This is a genomic window from Chryseobacterium sp. CFS15, assembly GCF_031118795.1.
GTDB classification, from domain to species: domain Bacteria; phylum Bacteroidota; class Bacteroidia; order Flavobacteriales; family Weeksellaceae; genus Chryseobacterium; species Chryseobacterium indoltheticum.
The window spans coordinates 23,256-39,648 of the sequence record NZ_JAVHYL010000005.1 but is presented as its reverse complement, the minus strand read 5'-3'; the positions used below and the strand labels follow the sequence as shown (position 1 = coordinate 39,648).

The following is a 16,393-nucleotide window of genomic DNA, read 5'->3' as shown; positions in this document are numbered from 1 at the left end:
TTTCTAAGGTTTTTTTAAAACATACCCCATTCCTATTACCGTATGGATGAGCTTTTTATCTTCCTGATTATCGATTTTTTTCCGCAAATAATTTACGTAAACATCCACCACATTGGTTCCTAATTCGTAATTGACTCCCCAAACGGCATCTAAAATTTCAGCTCTGGAGATCACTTTTTCGGGGTTATTGAGGAAATACATCAGGAGTTTGTATTCTGTGGAGGTTAAAGAAACTTCTTCACCTGCGCGAGTTACTTTTTTGGTGTAATCATTCACAATTAAATCTGAAATCTGAAAAACATGCTTGTTATCAATTTCGTTTTCTGTTTCGTCTGGAGTGTTTATTGGGTTACTTCTTCGAAGCAGAGATTTTACACGGGCAACTAATTCGATAAATTTAAAAGGTTTTACAAGATAATCGTCACCGCCATTTTCCAGACCTAAAACAATATTCTCGGAAGTTCCCAAAGCCGTTAAAAAAAGAATAGGAACGTTTTTATTGGTTTTTCTGATTTCTTTGCAGACATCCAATCCGTTCATTTCGGGCAGCATAATATCGAGAATAACCAAATCGAAATCGTTTTCCTGCACCAAGCTTACACCGGTGCGGCCGTCGAATGCTACAGAAATTTCATATCCTTTTTCCTGAAGTCCTTTTTTAATAAAAGAGACTACGCTGGTTTCATCTTCAATCAGAACAATTTTTTTCATAAAAAGTAGTGAACTTCACAAAAATAGGAAAAAGATTATAAACGGAAGGTTCTGGTTTTTCATTTCAATTCAACAAAAAAAGACGAATATAGAATTCGCCTTTGGTTATATATGGAAATGTGTTTTTTAAAATGATATAATTGTAGGATTTAAAATCCTGTTTTGAGATTGTATTTATAATTAAAACGATCCTCAGACATAAAAATGAAGACGAAAAAATCAAATAGTGCAATCAATGCAGGAATAAAAGTCCAGAAAAAAATAAGATATAATATTCCCTTACCATTTTGTCCCAAATAAAATCTGTGAATGCCCAATCCTCCTAAAAACAGAGCAAACATGGCTGTTGTAAATTTTGATTTCATAACTTTAAACTCTAGATAATATCTCGTTCTTTTTATTTTCAAATTCTTCAGGAGAAATTATTCCGTTTTCCATTAAGCCTTTTAGTTTTTGTAAAAGAGCAAAAGGATCTTCGTTTTCTATTAATAATGGTTGAGATTGCTGGAATTGTTGATGAGGGGTAATAATTGGTGTTGTATTATTTACTGTAACCCCACCTCCTGCAGAAGCTCTTCTTGCCTCCAAATCTTTCTCTCTTCTTACATTTCTCATTTGTTCTTCAATTTCCTGTGCATATTGATACAATTTTCTTGCCTGTGTTTTAGGAAGATAATCCATCATATTGGTGAAGTTTTTTGTAGTTCGCATCATAAAAGTAGCACCCAAAATTCCTTCTTTAATGTGGCAATCTGCAACATCTACCCAACTATAATCCTGAAAATCCATAGATAAACCGAAGGTTTTAGGTCTGCAGAAAATTATTCTCCTGTTGGTAAGCGCAATGCAGTCCGGAGATAAATTTAAAGCAGGTTTCTTTTGTACAGCGATATATTCTACAACTTCCTGTGAAGTGAGAAGCCCATTGATTCTTTCCAAGAGCTTTTCAACAGCTTTTGGATCCTGCTCTTCGTTTAAAAATTGCTTTAAATTCATATCAATTATTTTTAGTTATTTGAATATCCTTGTAATAAATATATCCTGTTGTTCCTGTTTTTTGGATCTGAACTTTTATCCAGCTGTCTTTTTTTTCAATTTCAATTAAAGCAGTGCCTTGTCTTATTTTTTCAACAACATCAAAACGAAAACCGGGACCTTTCCGAACATCAATAGTCTCTGCTTTTAATTGGCTCATCAATTTATGAGGAGTTGAAGAAGTCTTTGAGTTTGTTTTTTTTGAAGAAGTACTATTGGTACTTTTCTTTGCGGTTTTACTTTTTTTGTTTGATGATGAATAGGAAAGATTTCTTTCTGAGGAACCTCCGCTACACACGCCACAAGTTCCTCCTGCTCCACAATGACCACATCTGGAACAATTGGAACATGCTGTACAATAAGCAGAGCCGGTACATCTTCCTTTGTGACCATTATTTTCATCTCTTGAAAAATAAAGCGAAGTGAAAGCGATCAATATGATTCCAAAAAATAATAATAAAATTTTTTTCATGTTAGTTGTAATTTTCTAGTGTTTTCAGAAGCTCTGTCTTGTAATTATATATTTCATCCAGATTATTAAGTAAAATCTTTTCTCCGGCATCTTTTCCGTTGTGAAATGTTTCCAGATATTTATTTGCAGTATTAAAATGCAATCTGCAAAGTGGTTTTCTATTATTATCATCCAGCAGAATTCCAAAATAGGATAAAGTATCTCTGTGTGCAATTCTGGCAGATGGAATTTTTTCTCTCAAAATAGCTTTCACAATCTGAAATCCTTCCAGTTCTTCTTCTGTAGTTACAATTTTAGAATCGTTATTTTCGTCAATCGGCTGTGATGTTTTTACATTATCTTCCTGTTTTTCGATTTGCTCATTAATGCTTAAAGCAGATTTTAATCTGAAACTGATTGATTCATTTATGGAAGTTGTTAACGCTTTTTTGGCATATTCTTTAAACGAAATCATTCGGTTTGCCGTTAGTGGTTTTTCAAAAAAACGGTTGACTAATAATTTGACCAATTCATCAGAAGGGTTTTCAATTTCTTTTTCAAACTCTTTTCTGATAGCTTTGATGTATTTTAAGGCTTCTGCAGAATCCAAAATACTTTCAAGATTGTAATCTTTCTTGGTGAAGCTTTCCAGAATTTTAATCGAACTTTCTTTTATATCTTCAATATTGATGGTAAAAAAAGGCTTTTCATCCATGATATTGGGTTTCTCAAGATCTGTGTAGAAGTTGTAGACAATTCCGTTGGTTAAGACTCCGAATCTTGTTTTTGAAACATGATAATATCTGTGAAGTTGAGAATTGTGCGCATCGGCGCTTTCTTTCCAATGTTTGCATTCGATAATGAAAATGGGCTCGTCATTATTTTTAATGACGTAATCTACTTTTTCACCTTTCTTGGTTCCAATATCGCAAACATGCTCCGGAACGACTTCTGTAGGATTGAAAATATCATAACCCAAAATTTGTATAAAAGGCATCACAAAAGCATTTTTGGTGGCTTCTTCAGTAGTGATCTGCTCTTTTAACCCAACTACTTTTTGATGTAATTGCTCAAGTTTAATTTTAAGATCCATAATGGTATTTTTTAAAGAGTTTCATCAACGATTTCGGCAGTTGGTGCATTGGTTTTTACAGAATCAATTCCGATTTCCATGCTTGATTTTGAACTGTAATACTGACTTTTTCCAATGATTTCACCGTTTCTTGCTTTCAATACAAAATAATCTTTTTCGTTTACAGCAACTCTTCTGTCGTATCTTGAAGAATCCTGTGAATTGATTCTTACAGATTCAATTCCTTTATGGCAATTTGCTTTTGTCGTGTAACCTTCGCTGGTTAAAATGATTTCTCCGTTCCCAGCTTTCAGATTAAATTGATATTCATCATTTTTTCTTTTGCTGATGGTAAATTTTCCCATGATTGTTATTATTTAATACTTCAAAAGTATAACCCTTTCAAAACCAATCCTTACGGGAAACCGTAAAACAAAAAAACCTTTCAATAATTTGAAAGGTTTCGAATGGTTATTTAAAATGAATTATATAATTCCTAAGTCTTTGCAGAATGCAACCAATTGTTCGTTGTTGCTTATTCCCAACTCTTCTTTCAGCGTATTGAGTTTCTTTTCAATACTGCTCAAACTGTTGGGTTTTATATTGTTGTTTTGTAGAAATACCGGAATATTCTTTTGTAAAACCCCTTGAGAAAGTAACGAGACTAGTGTAATATCATACGATGTAAACTCATAATTATTCAGTTTTTTCACCTCCTGTTTAAGATCAAGCGAAAGATAATTTTCATTGTTATAAACTGATGCAATTGCTTTTTTTAATTCTTTAGAATCGTGTCTTGCTTTCCGGACATAGCCGTTGATTCCGTAATCATTAAAAAGAGAATCGATTATTCCGGATTTATGTTCGGCCGAAAAAACGATAATTTTTAAATCTGGCTGTTCTTGTCGGACTGCCGAAATCAATTCCCGACCGTCTTTTAATTTTTGAGGATGATGATCTTCTTCGTAATAAAGATCGGTGATGAGCAAATCATAAGGTTTCTTTTCACGGATTGCTTTCTGCGCTTTTGATAATGCATCATCACAATAATATACATACTCAAAATTATCAAATTTGAGATCTTCTAAAGTTTTCTGTACTGAAATATTGATACTTTCGTGATCTTCGGAAATTAAAATTTTTTTAAACATTGTTATCTTTTTAAGAAACAGGAAATGAAATATTGATTTTCAGTCCTTTTTCGGTTTTGGTTTCAAAAGTAATTTTTCCGTTGATGTTTTCTATACGGGAAACCGTATTCGATAATCCGTTTTTAAAAATTAAATCATCAGAAATCCCAATTCCGTTATCAGCATAGTTAATGTTGATGAGGTTGTTTATTTTTTCAAACTTAAAAACAACATTGTTTGCCTCACTATGCTTTTTCATGTTTACCAAAAGCTCACGAATAATCTGGTAAATCTCCGTTTGAGTCGATTTTGTAACTTTTTCCCACGTTTCTTCCTGATTTCCGACAGTAAATGTATTGATCTCATCATTTTTAAAAGAAGCTACAAGCTTTGAAATTTTTTCATTGAATTTTTCATCTTGAGAATCCGGGTTTTCGTAGGAGATATCTCTGGATTTTTCATAAACAAATTCCAATTCATCAAGTGCCTGTTCTTTATTGAAGCTGCCTTGATTTTCAATTTTTGTCATCACCTGATAAATCCCGTTGGCAACAACGTCGTGTACTTTTTTGGAATATTTTAGTTCGGTGTTTTTTACTTCAATTTGTTTTTCTTGTTCTTTTTCGCGTCTGATGTTTTTCTTCCTTTTTTCGTTCCAGAAGAAACCTGTGACTAAGACGATGATTAATGAAATAATGCCAATATTCTGTTTCAGTATTCTATTTTCGTTCTGTGCAATTTCTAATTTGTTTTCTTCCACACCGTACACAATGGTTGCGAATTTATTATTGTCAATATAGCGAGCTGTTTGTATACTATCTCTGAGAGAAACGTACTTATTGAAATTATTTTGAAAATTACCAGATTCAAGGTTTGATATTTTTTGTAGAGCTTCTAGTTGGTCGTCACTGCTTTTTACCTCTTTTGCCACTTTCTGCATCAATTCTGCGTAGAATAAAGACTTTGATATATCTTTATTTTTAAAGTAATTAGATAAACGGGAATAATTTGCATTTTGTCCCATCTTATCATCAATTTCCGACTGTATTTTTAATGCTTTTAAGATAAGTGGTTCTGGATTGTACTTAGAATCATTTAGCCACTTTGTATACGCTAGATTAGAAAGAATTCTTGGAAATCCTATTCCTTCTATTTTCTCTGCCTTTGGTAAAATACTATCAAAAATTTTTATAGCTTGAGGATATTTTTTTTCTTCTTTGTAAATATTTGCGATGTTTGCTAAAATTGAAATTTTCACATTTTCATCTTCTGCATATTTTACGGCCGACAGATAATAATCTTTTGCTTCTTTGTATCTCTTTAAATTATTACTTATCATACCCAAATTATTAAAATTATCGGTTATATGATAGTATTGATCTTTGTCGTTGATGTTGAAGAGTTGTTTTGCGCTAAGCGAAAAATCTTGTCCTTTAAAATAATTTCCTTTTGTAGTTAATATTTTAGACATATTCAGAAGACACTTTGCTTGGCCGAAATTATTTTTATTTTTTTTGAAAGCATCTAAAGCTTTGCTATAATAGATATATGCGCTGTCAGAAATATTTAAAGAATCAAATTTAAAGGCTTTATCATAAGCAGGATTTGTTATCTCATTATTCACATTATTATGTTCAGAACAGGCAACAATTGCGATGACTAGTAATATTGAAAAAAATAGTAATTTAAATTTCACGATAATAAGTTTTTATAAAAGTATAAAAACTATTTTTCTAATTAGAAGTTTAGGGATAAATAAAAAAGAGAGAAGCTTTTTAACTTCTCTCTCTTAAAATTATTTTTTTGGAGGTAATGGTATTGTGTCTCCTCCTGTATCTCCCGGATCCGTTCCTGTTCCCGGATCTAAACCAGCTCCTCCTCCGGAGTTCTGTACCGTTATAGGATCTTGATTGTTATTATTACAGTTTGTTGTATTTGCATTATTATTTCCGAATGCTAAACCTAATAGCATTAATATTAATTGAATCATTTCCGTTAAATTTTTGAAGTTGAAATCATTTTTCTTCCTCTCGCAGATTTTTTGATCTCGAGCTGTACACGTAAAATTTTGAAGCGCTTCTAAATTTTTGGGAAGTAAACCTTCAAAAACGGAAGAGAAACATCTGCTTCCCAACCCGGAGTTTTCTTCCGTTTTATCAGGTGATATTAGAGATCAGTTTTGTAAATTTGTTTTTGTAATTGTTTGTTTTTCACTAATCTCTGATGCAAAGATGCAACGGAAATGAAGGGTGGGGTTAGAAAGTTTTTGGAAAGAATTTGGAAAGTTTTTCCAGAAAGAGCTTACGGAAAACCGTAAGGTATTTGATTTGAAATTTCTTAATTTTCGCAATAATAATCCATGAGTATGTCCAAATTTTTACCTGAGAGAAAAAAATTATTGGAGGATGTTTTTGATAAAGCTTCCAATGAAACTCCTGAAACATCTTTTAGTGGGATTTTAAAGAATCTTGAAATAGTGCTACGTGATGAATATAAGATTACTTTAAGCTATAAAACATTTGAAAACTATTATAAAGCAATTGTTAAAGAAGAAGGTGATTATCCTATAAAACCTTTAATATTAGATGATTTAAGTAGATATTTAGGGTTTGAAAGCTTTAATGATTATTGCTCTGGCTGGAAAAGTTTTGAATACAAAGTAAATCAGGCATTATCTAATTTGGTGATAACTGTTATCAATAAACCAATCATTAAGATGCCAGAATTTCTTACCAAACAAAGCAATTTAGGGATTTTGGGTGTGCTTTTAGTAGGTGGTTTCTTGGCAGGGAATAAAATTGTAAATAATCAGACACCAACTATTTCCAAAGAAAGTCTAACTAAAAATTTGGAAATCGAAAATGCTCAGGTTTTAGGAATTGCTCATATTCCGGTTACAATGGAAAGTAAGGTGTCTCAACAGACACCAACTATATCTGTAAAGCAACAAAACTGTATGTATTGGGATGATAAAGAGTATAAATTGGCTTACTGTGATGATAAAAATCCAAAGATAGAATTGAAGCCGATTGATGAGATTCTTGTAGCCTATTTCCAAAGAATTACCAGAAAAGATACTTTGACGGTAGATAATGCATATGGAAAAGTTTGGTATTCTAAGCATAAAGGAAATGTAGAATTTTTTACTTCAGATGGGATAGATCCAGAAAATGGAAAAGAATTAAGAAAAGCGACAGAGTATATTATTGAAACGTATGGTAGACAATAAAAAAAGCGAAGAAAAATCTCCGCTCTTGTTTTTATTATGAATCTGTTTCCAGCATTCCCAATTCTCCGAAATGTTTTTTAAATTTCTGAATCTTTGGTCCTACAACTGCGCTGCAGTAAGGCTGTGTAGGGTTTTCGTTATAATATCCCTGATGGTATTGTTCGGCTGGCCAGAATTTTTCAAATGGGGTTAATTCTGTCACGTAAGTTCCAGACCATCTTCCTGATTCTTGCGAGGTTTTGATGGCTTCTTCGGCTTTTGCCTTTTCAGCATCGTCTTTATAATAAATTACAGAACGGTATTGAGTTCCGATGTCATTACCCTGTCTGTTCAATTGAGTTGGGTCGTGAAGGAAGAAAAATACATCCATTAACTGTTCGTAAGAAATAATTTCTGGATCATAAGTAATCTGTACGACTTCAGCGTGACCGGTTTCGCCTGTGCAAACCTCTTCATATGTCGGATTATCTTTATGACCTCCCGAATATCCGGAAATAGCAGATTCTACTCCTTTCAGTATATTAAAACAGCTTTCTACACACCAAAAACATCCGCCACCAAAAGTGATCTGCTGAAAATTATTTTTATTCATTTTAAGTTGATTGTTTTATTTAAATATTCTCTTTTTTAAACTTTAATAAGCCTGAAAAACGAAATCAAAATTATGAAAAACTTTTTCATTTAAATAAGGTTTTATGCTTTAAGAATAAATGATCACAATAGATTTCACAAATCAAAAGAAAGAAATTTGCACACTTAAATGAGCCATGAAAAAACGGCAAATTTATTAGCCACGAATGCACGAATATTTTCGATATCTATTTAAATATTCGTGCATTCGTGGCAAAATATAAAATCAGTGGTAATTTAATCAACAAAAAAAGCACCCTAGAAAGGATGCTTAATATTTTAAATTTAAGTCAGATTATTTTTCCCAAACTAAAGCACTTGCTCCAAGAATAGCTGCATCTGCTTCATCCAGTTCACTGAAAACCAATCTTACTTTATTTCTGAAAATAGGAAGAAGGTTTCTTTCCATGTGAAGTTTAGCTGGTTTCAAAATAAAATCGCCCGCTTTGATTACTCCTCCGAATAATAAAATAGCTTCGGGAGAAGAAAACATGACAAAATTGGCTAAAGCTTCACCCAATTTCTGACCCGTATATCTGAAAACCTCAACCGCTACAGGATCTTCTTTTAATGCACATTCGTGCACTGTTTTAGAATTGATCGCTTCCTCAGGATATTGATTCAGCATCGAATCCGGGAACTCTGCTCTCATTTTTTTTGCGGTAATGGCAATTCCTGTGGCTGACGCATAAGCTTCTAAACTTCCTTCAGAACCTGTACTCCAATGTTTTCTGCCACCTGGTTTTACAATAGTGTGACCCAATTCTCCGGCAAAACCATCATGACCGTAAATAAGATGTCCGCTGGAAACAATTCCGCTTCCTACACCTGTTCCCAAAGTAATCATGATAAAATCTTTCATACCTCTTGCGGCGCCGTACATCATTTCTCCTAAAGCCGCAGCATTAGCATCATTGGTCATTTTGCAGGGACTGTTGAATTTCGCAGTCATTAAGTCGGCAAAGTTAATCACTCCTTTCCAGGGAAGATTGGGAGCCAATTCTATAGTTCCTCTATAGTAGTTTGCATTGGGAGCACCTACACCTATGCCTTCAATCTTTTTTCCTTCGCAATGCTCATCGATCATCGGTTGAATCTGCTCATGAAGAGCATCAACAAATGCTTCAGGTGTGCTGTATTGGTCGGTCGGCAAAGAACCTTTAATCAAGATTTCTCCTCTGTGATTGACGAGACCAAATTTTGTATTGGTCCCACCGATATCGATACCTAATGCAACCTGTTTTGACAAATCTACTACTGACATTTTCTTATTGTATAATTTCGAGGCAATAAATTTATAAAAAAGATTGTATTAATAGTTATTAAACCCGACTTATTTGAAAAATCAGACTGCTTTTTTAGTCTTTTTTCTTCTTCCCCACCAAACTAAAAAGCCCGTTACGGGAAGTGAAGCACAAATTAAGCTTACAATAAATGCAATGATTTTTGTGGGTAACCCCAAAATAGATCCTACGTGAATATCATAATTAGCAGCGACTGTTTTTTCGCCAAAGTTCTTATCTTCATGATTATAAGTATGCAAAAGCTCACCCGAATTTTCATCAAAAATCAAACTGCTGTTTTTGTGATAAGAATAAGAAAGATGTTTTACGAAAACTGAGAAATTAGGATGCTCATGATCATCCATATGCGGATGTCCAAGGTCGATTGCAAACCCAAAAGAATTGGGATATTTTGCCTGAACCGTGTGAATGACTTTATCTAATGTGGTTTCATTTCTTTGCTCTATCGGCGCTTTGGTGGTAATGTGCGAAAAATCGGGGTATACCGTATTTCCTCCGGAAAAAACAAAATAGATCATTGCCTGTACGATAAAGAAGGCATAAAATAAACCTGTAATTGAAAAGATTAAAGCAAAAATAGAAGAATAAAATCCTAAAATATTATGAAGGTCGTAATTCTTTCTTTTCCAGTTTTTGATATTTTTCCATTTGAAAGAAAAGCGTTGTTTTCGGGCAGATTTATTCTTTGGCCACCACAAAATAATTCCGGATATCAGCATGATAATGAAGATAATTACCGGAATTCCCACCACATATTTTCCCCAGTCCTGTTTTAATAAAAAGCTCCAGTGAATAGATTTTACAATGCTGAAAAAACCGTTTTTCTCATCATAAGTCCTTAGAACTTTTCCGGTGTAGGGATTCACATAAGCAACTTTGTAGATAGGAAACTCGTCAAAATAATTCCAGGCTTCCGTGTTGTGCTCGTACCAATAGAACTGATAAGACATTTTCTTGTCGATAGGAACATTCACCCAATGGATCTTATATTTTTCCTTAAGTTGAGCATCAACAGCTTTTTCTAAAACCCGGATGGGCAAAATCTGTTTTTGCGCAATATTTTGTTCATTGTGATAAATAACATCTTTACGGGTAAAATTCTCAACCTCATCTTTGAATACAAACAAAGTTCCGGTAATTGAAACAATAAAAATGATCAAACCGATGAAAAGACCAAACCACAGATGCAGTTTGCCTGTCCATTTTTTGAAGATACTGGGTTTCTTTTTATGGTGGTGTTTTTTCTTCATAGAAATTGCAATGTGCAAATATAAAACAAGTTTTTATTTAGATTAATTAAAATTTATATTCAATCATAAAGGTTCCTCTCATACCCAAAGCGTTTACAAATTCAGAATCTCGGGCGTTCCACCATGCAATTGCTGGCTGATAAGTGGTGTTGAAAAGGTTTTCTATCCCTAAAGAAAGTTTCCAGTTTTGGTTGATTTCATAATTTGTTTTAAAATTGAAAATCGTGTATTCAGGGACTTTTCCTTCACCATAAGCATACAAACCTGTGCTAGCATTAGGGCTAAATCTGTTTTGTTCGAAAGAATGCAGCATATCAAGGCCTACAGAAAATGCTTCGGTAGGCTTTACCTGAACGTATGCTAAAACTTTTGGTGCAGCGATTCTGCTGTTGTTTACTTTTGCCGAGTAATCTCCATCGTCTTTAAGTGAAGTAATACCTTCCAGCCAGCTATAACTTCCACCGAAATTAATCCATTTTGCTGGTGTGAAGTGCAGGAAACCCTCAACACCGTACACCACTTCAGGGGATCTTTGGATTGTAAAAGCTCTGTCTGGACCTTGTACAAAAGAAGCTCCCAATTTTGAGGTGCTAACATAAGATGTTACTTCATAATTCAGCCAATTAGAGATTTGCCCGGTAGCGCCCAACTCATAATTGTTGACAATGATTGGCTTGGCTTCTATCTGGGCAATGGTACTTTGTGTAGAAGTTCGTAAAATTCTTCCGATCTCGTTGATAGAATAAGACTGTGAAAAGCTCCCGAAAAGATTGATCTGATTATTAATATTATAACGAAGACCAATATTCCCTACCAAAGCGTTGTATTTTAAGTCTCCACCGGTTACAAAGATACTTTTGGTGAATGTTCCATCGCTCTTTACAGAAGAAAGCGTGTTGAAATCTCCTACATTTACGGTCATATTTTCGTATCGTAATCCTCCCTTTATCGTTAATTTTTTCAATAAGTCGATTTTTAATAAAAGGAAAGGAGCCGTGTTGATCATATCCATATCCGGAGTCCAGTAACGTCCGTCTTCTAGTTTTTGTACGGTCTTATCGTTGAGTAGATCTAAACCGTAGATTACTTCTGCCTGAGAATTGTTTCCAGACCAAAGTTGGGTGTCAAAATTGATTCTGGCTCCCATTTTTTTAGAAATAATATTTGATTGGCCACCTCCAAAAAAGGTGTCGCTATATCCGTAAACTGTTCTGAAATCCTGCATATAAGCATTAACATTCAATGCAGTAGATCCCCAGAAAAGATTTTTGTTGTCGTAGTTTATTCTGTAATTATGGTTGCGGGGAGTTCCTTGTGGAGTCGTTTCAAGACTTTTACTTTCACCATCTCCAATGGTTGGATTAATTCCATATTTCCCTGTTTTTATCCCCAAATTCAAATCAGATTTTGATGCATATCCCATATAAGAAACTTCGATTCTCTGGTCATCATTAATATCATAACCCAACTTCAGTAATCCGTTGTAGCTGTTCATCTGTGCTGTGCTGTAAGTAGGGCTCAGAAATACGCCATTGCCATCTTTTGCATCACCGGTTCTTTCATAAGCCAAAGACAAGACATAATCGAACTTTTTTATCTTACCAGATAAAAGCTGGCTAGCTCTGAAACCTAAAGTTCCACCATAAGGTTGCCCGGTAATACCGATCTGAGAAATACCCGATATTTTTTTATCTGTTTTGTTTCTTTTCGTAATATAGTTGATGATACCACCATCTGCGCCGTTTCCGTAGATAGACGAGGCTCCTTTTATCACTTCAATTCTCTCAATAGCCGAAGGATCAATAGATTTAATGTCCCTCGCACCGTTACGTAGCGGAGTAGATTGCGGAATTCCATCAATAAGTACCAGCACCTGGCGACCTCTTAAAGTCTGTCCGGAATTGGAAGTCTGCCCTGAACTAGGTCCTAAACTTGGTACCGTGTATTGCAGAATATTAGAAATGTCTGAATTGACTGTCAGCTGCGCTTGAATTTGTTTTTCGCTAACGATGGTAATAGAACTTGGTATTTCTTTGATGCTTTCCTTTTTTCGGGAAGCTGTAAGTACCACTTCATCTACATTTTTTACTTTTAAGCTGTCTTTTTCCTGTGCAAAAACAGTGATTGTGCTCAGGCAAGCTACTGATAAAAGAGCCTTTTTCATAATGTTTTCTTTCCTTGTTTTTTACGTTTTCCCCACCATACTAAAAAACCGGTTACCGGTAATGAGGTACATACCAATCCTTCGGCAAACCATAGGATTTTACCGAAGATGCCGAAGTACGATCCTACATGAATGTCATAATTGGCATTGGCATATTTTTCAGCGTTTGTTAATTTCTGATGAGGTTTATTTGATAATAGTTTCCCCGAATATTTATCGTAGAAGAGTAGATTTCTTTCACTGTATCTACCGTCTTTACCATACACGGTAACGGGAATGTTTTCTAATTCTTTTCCTTTTTTATTTTTTCCGTTTAATGGAATTCTAAAGCTTGAAGATTCAAAATATAATTTTTGAGTCTGAGGAATTGTAAGATCAAAAACCGAATTGTTTTTTGCTAAAAGTGAGTCCGGTGATTTAATTGTCTTTTCTTTTGGAAGTTCTAAGGAACCGGATAATGTGAAGTTAAATGCATTTTTCACCCACGGATAAGCAAAATATAACCCTGAAAGACTTAGCAATAAAGCGATAAACGAAGCATAAAATCCTAAAACATTGTGTAAGTCGTAGTTTTTGCGTTTCCAGGTTTTTACTTTTTTCCAATCAAATGAAAGTCTGCTTTTTCGTGCATTTTTATTTTTGGGCCACCAAAGAATAATTCCTGTAATCAGCATAATGATAAATAAGACAACCGGAATACCGACCACATATTTTCCCCAATCTGCTTTTAACAATAAACTCCAGTGAATAGATTTCAGAATAGGGAAGAGATCATATTTTTCATTGTAAATTCCCAGAATTTCACCGGTATACTGATTGACATAAATCAGTTTGTTGATCTTTACTTCATCAAAATAGTTCCACGCTTTTTTGTCTTTTTCATAAAAAATAAACTTGTAAGATTTGCTTTTATCTAAAGGGATCTCAACCGAACTTACAGGATATTTCTCATTGAGTTCCAAAGTAATTTTTTCCTTTAAAACTTCGACAGACAAAGGTTGTTTTGTAACTGTTTCAGTTTTTACAAACAGAACATCTTTCCTTAGCTGATTCTGAATTTCGTCTTTGAAAACATACATCGTTCCCGATAAAGAAACTATGAAGATAATGAGCCCCACGGATAAGCCAAGCCATAAATGCAGTTTGCCTGCCCATTTTTTATAGACGCTCGGTTTCTTCTTATGATGATGTTTTTTTTTCATTTATCTATTAAAAAACTATTCCCGAAAAAGCTTTCAGGAATAGAGAATATAGTTTTTAAATTTAGAATTTGTAATTTAAACTTAGAGATAAAGTTCTCAATCTCTGAGGTGTCACTGTAGACCATCCAGAGAAGTATTTTTTGTTAGCAATGTTATCTAGCTTAAGAATGATGCTGTATCTGTCTTCTGTGTAAGAGAGAGATGAATTCATAATGATGTAGCTAGGAAGTGGAAATGCGCCAATATTACCTCTATTAAGGGTGTAAAATCTACTTGCTGAGTTACCTCCGAAGCCAATTCCAAAGTTTTTCAGAGAGCCTTCCTGTATTTTATATGTTCCCCAGAAATTGATTAGGTTTTTGGGTCCTGAATCTTCCGTTCTGTGACCAGGATAACCTTCGTCACCTTTTACAACGTTACTGTCGTTGTAGCTATATCCTGCAATAATATTCATACCGGGGATTGGGCTACCCAAAACACTTACTTCGAAACCTTTACTGTCAACCTCTCCTCCTTGAGTAATATTGTTTCCGTTACCCATTACTTTATTTTTAACATTAATGCTGTAATAACTTGCTGTAATTGAGAATTTGTCACCTGCTAAATTGGCTTTTGTTCCAACTTCCCATTGGTTGGCGTGTTCAGGATCAAAATAAAGAAGTTCGTTGCTCAAAACATTTCCAAGGTCATCTGTAATTTGTACAGGTGAAGGATCAACATTTGTGAATCCATTCATATAATTTCCGAAAACAGATACTTTGTCAGGTATAGGTTGGTACACCAAACCTAATTTTGGTGAAAATGTTGTTTGGTTTTTAGAATCGTCAGTAGCATAAGCGCTTGCTTTACCTGTAAAATGATCCATTCTTAAACTTAACATTGCAGATAAGTTCGGAAGAATATTTACCACATCAGAAACATAAGCGCTATAAATTTTTGCTTTGACATGACCTATTTCCTGACCAGATCCCTGTAAAGCAAAATCAACTGAAGATTTTGTTAATACATCTGCTTTTGTATCACGTTGGTTAACAATGTCTACAACTCCGTAACCAATCCAGCCTGTTCCTCCCTGAATAAAATCTCTTTGAAAATAATCTAAACCAACTAATAATTTATTTTTAACGCTTCCCAAATTAAAATTACCGACGAAATTTTGCTGAATACCTGTAGTATTGGTTTCACCGCCTACATCAGCAATGTATCTTGTGAAATCTTTTCCGTTTGACTGATCATATAAATATTGATAGTAACCATCTGTTTTGGTGTTGCTTCTAGAAAAAATTGTTTTTGAAGTCCAATTATCAGAAATTTGGTAATTCGCTGAAGCTTGAAAATTGAAAGTTGTATTATTAATGGTTAAGTCATCACTGGTATAAGACTTTTTATAATTGTCTTTGAAAACACCAATTGAATAATAGGTAAGTGGAAGATTTCTATTTAAGAAGATCATTGGTGCATTTGCAGACTCGCTTTTTTTGATTTCGGTATTTACAAAAAAGGTAAGCCTGTCGTTAGCGATAAATTTTACTGAAGGCGCAACGTAAAAAGATTCGCTAAAACCTGCGTCCTGAAAAGTATTCTGTTTTTGATAAGCGGCATTTACTCTCGCAAATAAGTTTTTGCTTAGCGGAGTATTTATATCGGCACTCAGCCTGTTCAGGCCGTAACTTCCGTTAATATAGTTTACTTCACCTCCAAAATGGTGATACGGCTTTTTAGTAATTACATTAATCAAACCGCCATAAGAAATTACACTTCCTCCGTACAATGTTCCAGATGGCCCTTTAATGGCTTCAATAGTTTCAACTCCGGCAAGGTCTAAAGTTCCGTTGTTAAGGGAAGGCATTCCGTTTGTCAAACTTGGCTGTAAAGAAAAACCTCGCATGGTATAATATTCACCACCATCATTTCCTCTTCCTGTAGATTCCCATAATCTGGCAATCCCTGTAACGTTTTTCAAAGCATCATTAAAGCTTGTAACAACTTGCTCTTTGATTACATTCTTGTTAACAATATTATAAACCTGAGGGTTTTCGATTTCCTTTAGAGGCATTTTGTTTACCGACTCTCTATCTCGCGTAATATAACCTTGTACAACAACTTCGTCAATTTTATCAGTTTTAACAGTATCGTTTTCTTGTGCAAAAGCAAATGCTGTTGCTAACAACGAAGCAGAGATCAATAATTTATTCATGTAAGACCTAATTTTTTT

General features: G+C 34.1%; 16 protein-coding genes. 1 reads left to right on the top strand and 15 read right to left on the bottom strand.

The window, feature by feature from the left end:
• Positions 1 to 3 precede the first annotated feature (3 nt).
• The 9 genes from OH814_RS09300 to OH814_RS09260 form a co-directional block, all read right to left on the bottom strand.
• Positions 4 to 711, bottom strand: coding sequence for a response regulator transcription factor (locus OH814_RS09300; protein ID WP_076561461.1), 708 nt, complete (start codon positions 709 to 711; stop codon positions 4 to 6).
• Positions 712 to 860: 149 nt separating this feature from the next.
• Positions 861 to 1,076: a TM2 domain-containing protein gene (locus OH814_RS09295; RefSeq protein WP_115620827.1), complete on the bottom strand. Its 216-nt coding sequence runs from the start codon at positions 1,074 to 1,076 to the stop codon at positions 861 to 863.
• 4 nt (positions 1,077 to 1,080) lie between these two features.
• A complete protein-coding gene (locus tag OH814_RS09290) occupies positions 1,081 to 1,707 on the bottom strand; it encodes a PH domain-containing protein (protein ID WP_115620828.1) in 627 nt (208 codons plus the stop codon).
• Between the two features lies 1 nt (position 1,708).
• Positions 1,709 to 2,218: an SH3 domain-containing protein gene (locus OH814_RS09285; RefSeq protein WP_308827969.1), complete on the bottom strand. Its 510-nt coding sequence runs from the start codon at positions 2,216 to 2,218 to the stop codon at positions 1,709 to 1,711.
• Between the two features lies 1 nt (position 2,219).
• Positions 2,220 to 3,290 carry a type I restriction endonuclease gene (locus OH814_RS09280; protein ID WP_308827968.1) on the bottom strand — a complete coding sequence of 357 codons (1,071 nt, stop codon included), beginning with the start codon at positions 3,288 to 3,290 and terminating at the stop codon, positions 2,220 to 2,222.
• Positions 3,291 to 3,301: 11 nt separating this feature from the next.
• Positions 3,302 to 3,634, bottom strand: a complete 333-nt coding sequence (locus OH814_RS09275) for a YegP family protein (RefSeq protein ID WP_308827967.1) — start codon at positions 3,632 to 3,634, stop codon at positions 3,302 to 3,304.
• 120 nt (positions 3,635 to 3,754) lie between these two features.
• Positions 3,755 to 4,420 carry a response regulator gene (locus OH814_RS09270; RefSeq protein WP_115620833.1) on the bottom strand — a complete coding sequence of 222 codons (666 nt, stop codon included), beginning with the start codon at positions 4,418 to 4,420 and terminating at the stop codon, positions 3,755 to 3,757.
• A 10-nt stretch (positions 4,421 to 4,430) separates the two neighbouring features.
• Complete coding sequence (locus tag OH814_RS09265; protein WP_308827966.1) at positions 4,431 to 6,095, bottom strand: ATP-binding protein; 1,665 nt, start codon at positions 6,093 to 6,095, stop codon at positions 4,431 to 4,433.
• Positions 6,096 to 6,194: 99 nt separating this feature from the next.
• Positions 6,195 to 6,389 carry a hypothetical protein gene (locus tag OH814_RS09260; protein WP_308827965.1) on the bottom strand — a complete coding sequence of 65 codons (195 nt, stop codon included), beginning with the start codon at positions 6,387 to 6,389 and terminating at the stop codon, positions 6,195 to 6,197.
• A gap of 375 nt (positions 6,390 to 6,764) precedes the next feature.
• Here OH814_RS09260 and OH814_RS09255 point away from each other — a divergent pair, with 375 nt between their 5' ends.
• The gene (locus OH814_RS09255) at positions 6,765 to 7,628 is read left to right on the top strand and encodes a hypothetical protein (protein ID WP_308827964.1); all 864 of its coding nucleotides are present in this window, start codon (positions 6,765 to 6,767) and stop codon (positions 7,626 to 7,628) included.
• A 34-nt stretch (positions 7,629 to 7,662) separates the two neighbouring features.
• On the opposite strand, the gene msrA is transcribed toward OH814_RS09255, so the two are convergent.
• From msrA to OH814_RS09225, 6 genes are all read right to left on the bottom strand, one after another.
• Positions 7,663 to 8,220 (bottom strand): peptide-methionine (S)-S-oxide reductase MsrA, encoded by a 558-nt coding sequence (msrA, locus tag OH814_RS09250; RefSeq protein ID WP_308827963.1) that lies wholly within the window; start codon positions 8,218 to 8,220, stop codon positions 7,663 to 7,665.
• A gap of 333 nt (positions 8,221 to 8,553) precedes the next feature.
• Entirely contained in the window at positions 8,554 to 9,522 is a 969-nt protein-coding gene (locus OH814_RS09245; RefSeq protein ID WP_076561469.1) for an ROK family protein, read from the bottom strand.
• Positions 9,523 to 9,603: 81 nt separating this feature from the next.
• Entirely contained in the window at positions 9,604 to 10,812 is a 1,209-nt protein-coding gene (locus OH814_RS09240; RefSeq protein ID WP_308827962.1) for a PepSY-associated TM helix domain-containing protein, read from the bottom strand.
• Between the two features lie 46 nt (positions 10,813 to 10,858).
• Positions 10,859 to 12,976 carry a TonB-dependent receptor gene (locus OH814_RS09235; RefSeq protein ID WP_308827961.1) on the bottom strand — a complete coding sequence of 706 codons (2,118 nt, stop codon included), beginning with the start codon at positions 12,974 to 12,976 and terminating at the stop codon, positions 10,859 to 10,861.
• The gene (locus tag OH814_RS09230) at positions 12,973 to 14,178 is read right to left on the bottom strand and encodes a PepSY-associated TM helix domain-containing protein (protein ID WP_308827960.1); all 1,206 of its coding nucleotides are present in this window, start codon (positions 14,176 to 14,178) and stop codon (positions 12,973 to 12,975) included. The genes OH814_RS09235 and OH814_RS09230 overlap by 4 nt, the downstream gene beginning before the upstream one ends.
• Positions 14,179 to 14,239: 61 nt before the next feature.
• Positions 14,240 to 16,375: a TonB-dependent receptor gene (locus OH814_RS09225; RefSeq protein WP_308827959.1), complete on the bottom strand. Its 2,136-nt coding sequence runs from the start codon at positions 16,373 to 16,375 to the stop codon at positions 14,240 to 14,242.
• Between the last annotated feature and the right edge of the window lie 18 nt (positions 16,376 to 16,393).

Bases quoted from the DNA above. Each gene is read 5' to 3' on its own strand.
- OH814_RS09300 (WP_076561461.1), bottom strand. From the start codon at position 711: ATGAAAAAAATTGTTCTGATTGAAGATGAAACCAGCGTAGTCTCTTTT.
- OH814_RS09245 (WP_076561469.1), bottom strand. From the start codon at position 9,522: ATGTCAGTAGTAGATTTGTCAAAACAGGTTGCATTAGGTATCGATATC.
- OH814_RS09290 (WP_115620828.1), bottom strand. From the start codon at position 1,707: ATGAATTTAAAGCAATTTTTAAACGAAGAGCAGGATCCAAAAGCTGTT.
- OH814_RS09225 (WP_308827959.1), bottom strand. From the start codon at position 16,375: ATGAATAAATTATTGATCTCTGCTTCGTTGTTAGCAACAGCATTTGCT.
- OH814_RS09230 (WP_308827960.1), bottom strand. From the start codon at position 14,178: ATGAAAAAAAAACATCATCATAAGAAGAAACCGAGCGTCTATAAAAAA.
- OH814_RS09240 (WP_308827962.1), bottom strand. From the start codon at position 10,812: ATGAAGAAAAAACACCACCATAAAAAGAAACCCAGTATCTTCAAAAAA.
- OH814_RS09255 (WP_308827964.1), top strand. From the start codon at position 6,765: ATGTCCAAATTTTTACCTGAGAGAAAAAAATTATTGGAGGATGTTTTT.
- OH814_RS09280 (WP_308827968.1), bottom strand. From the start codon at position 3,290: ATGGATCTTAAAATTAAACTTGAGCAATTACATCAAAAAGTAGTTGGG.
- OH814_RS09260 (WP_308827965.1), bottom strand. From the start codon at position 6,389: ATGATTCAATTAATATTAATGCTATTAGGTTTAGCATTCGGAAATAAT.
- OH814_RS09235 (WP_308827961.1), bottom strand. From the start codon at position 12,976: ATGAAAAAGGCTCTTTTATCAGTAGCTTGCCTGAGCACAATCACTGTT.
- OH814_RS09295 (WP_115620827.1), bottom strand. From the start codon at position 1,076: ATGAAATCAAAATTTACAACAGCCATGTTTGCTCTGTTTTTAGGAGGA.
- OH814_RS09275 (WP_308827967.1), bottom strand. From the start codon at position 3,634: ATGGGAAAATTTACCATCAGCAAAAGAAAAAATGATGAATATCAATTT.
- OH814_RS09285 (WP_308827969.1), bottom strand. From the start codon at position 2,218: ATGAAAAAAATTTTATTATTATTTTTTGGAATCATATTGATCGCTTTC.
- OH814_RS09270 (WP_115620833.1), bottom strand. From the start codon at position 4,420: ATGTTTAAAAAAATTTTAATTTCCGAAGATCACGAAAGTATCAATATT.
- msrA (WP_308827963.1), bottom strand. From the start codon at position 8,220: ATGAATAAAAATAATTTTCAGCAGATCACTTTTGGTGGCGGATGTTTT.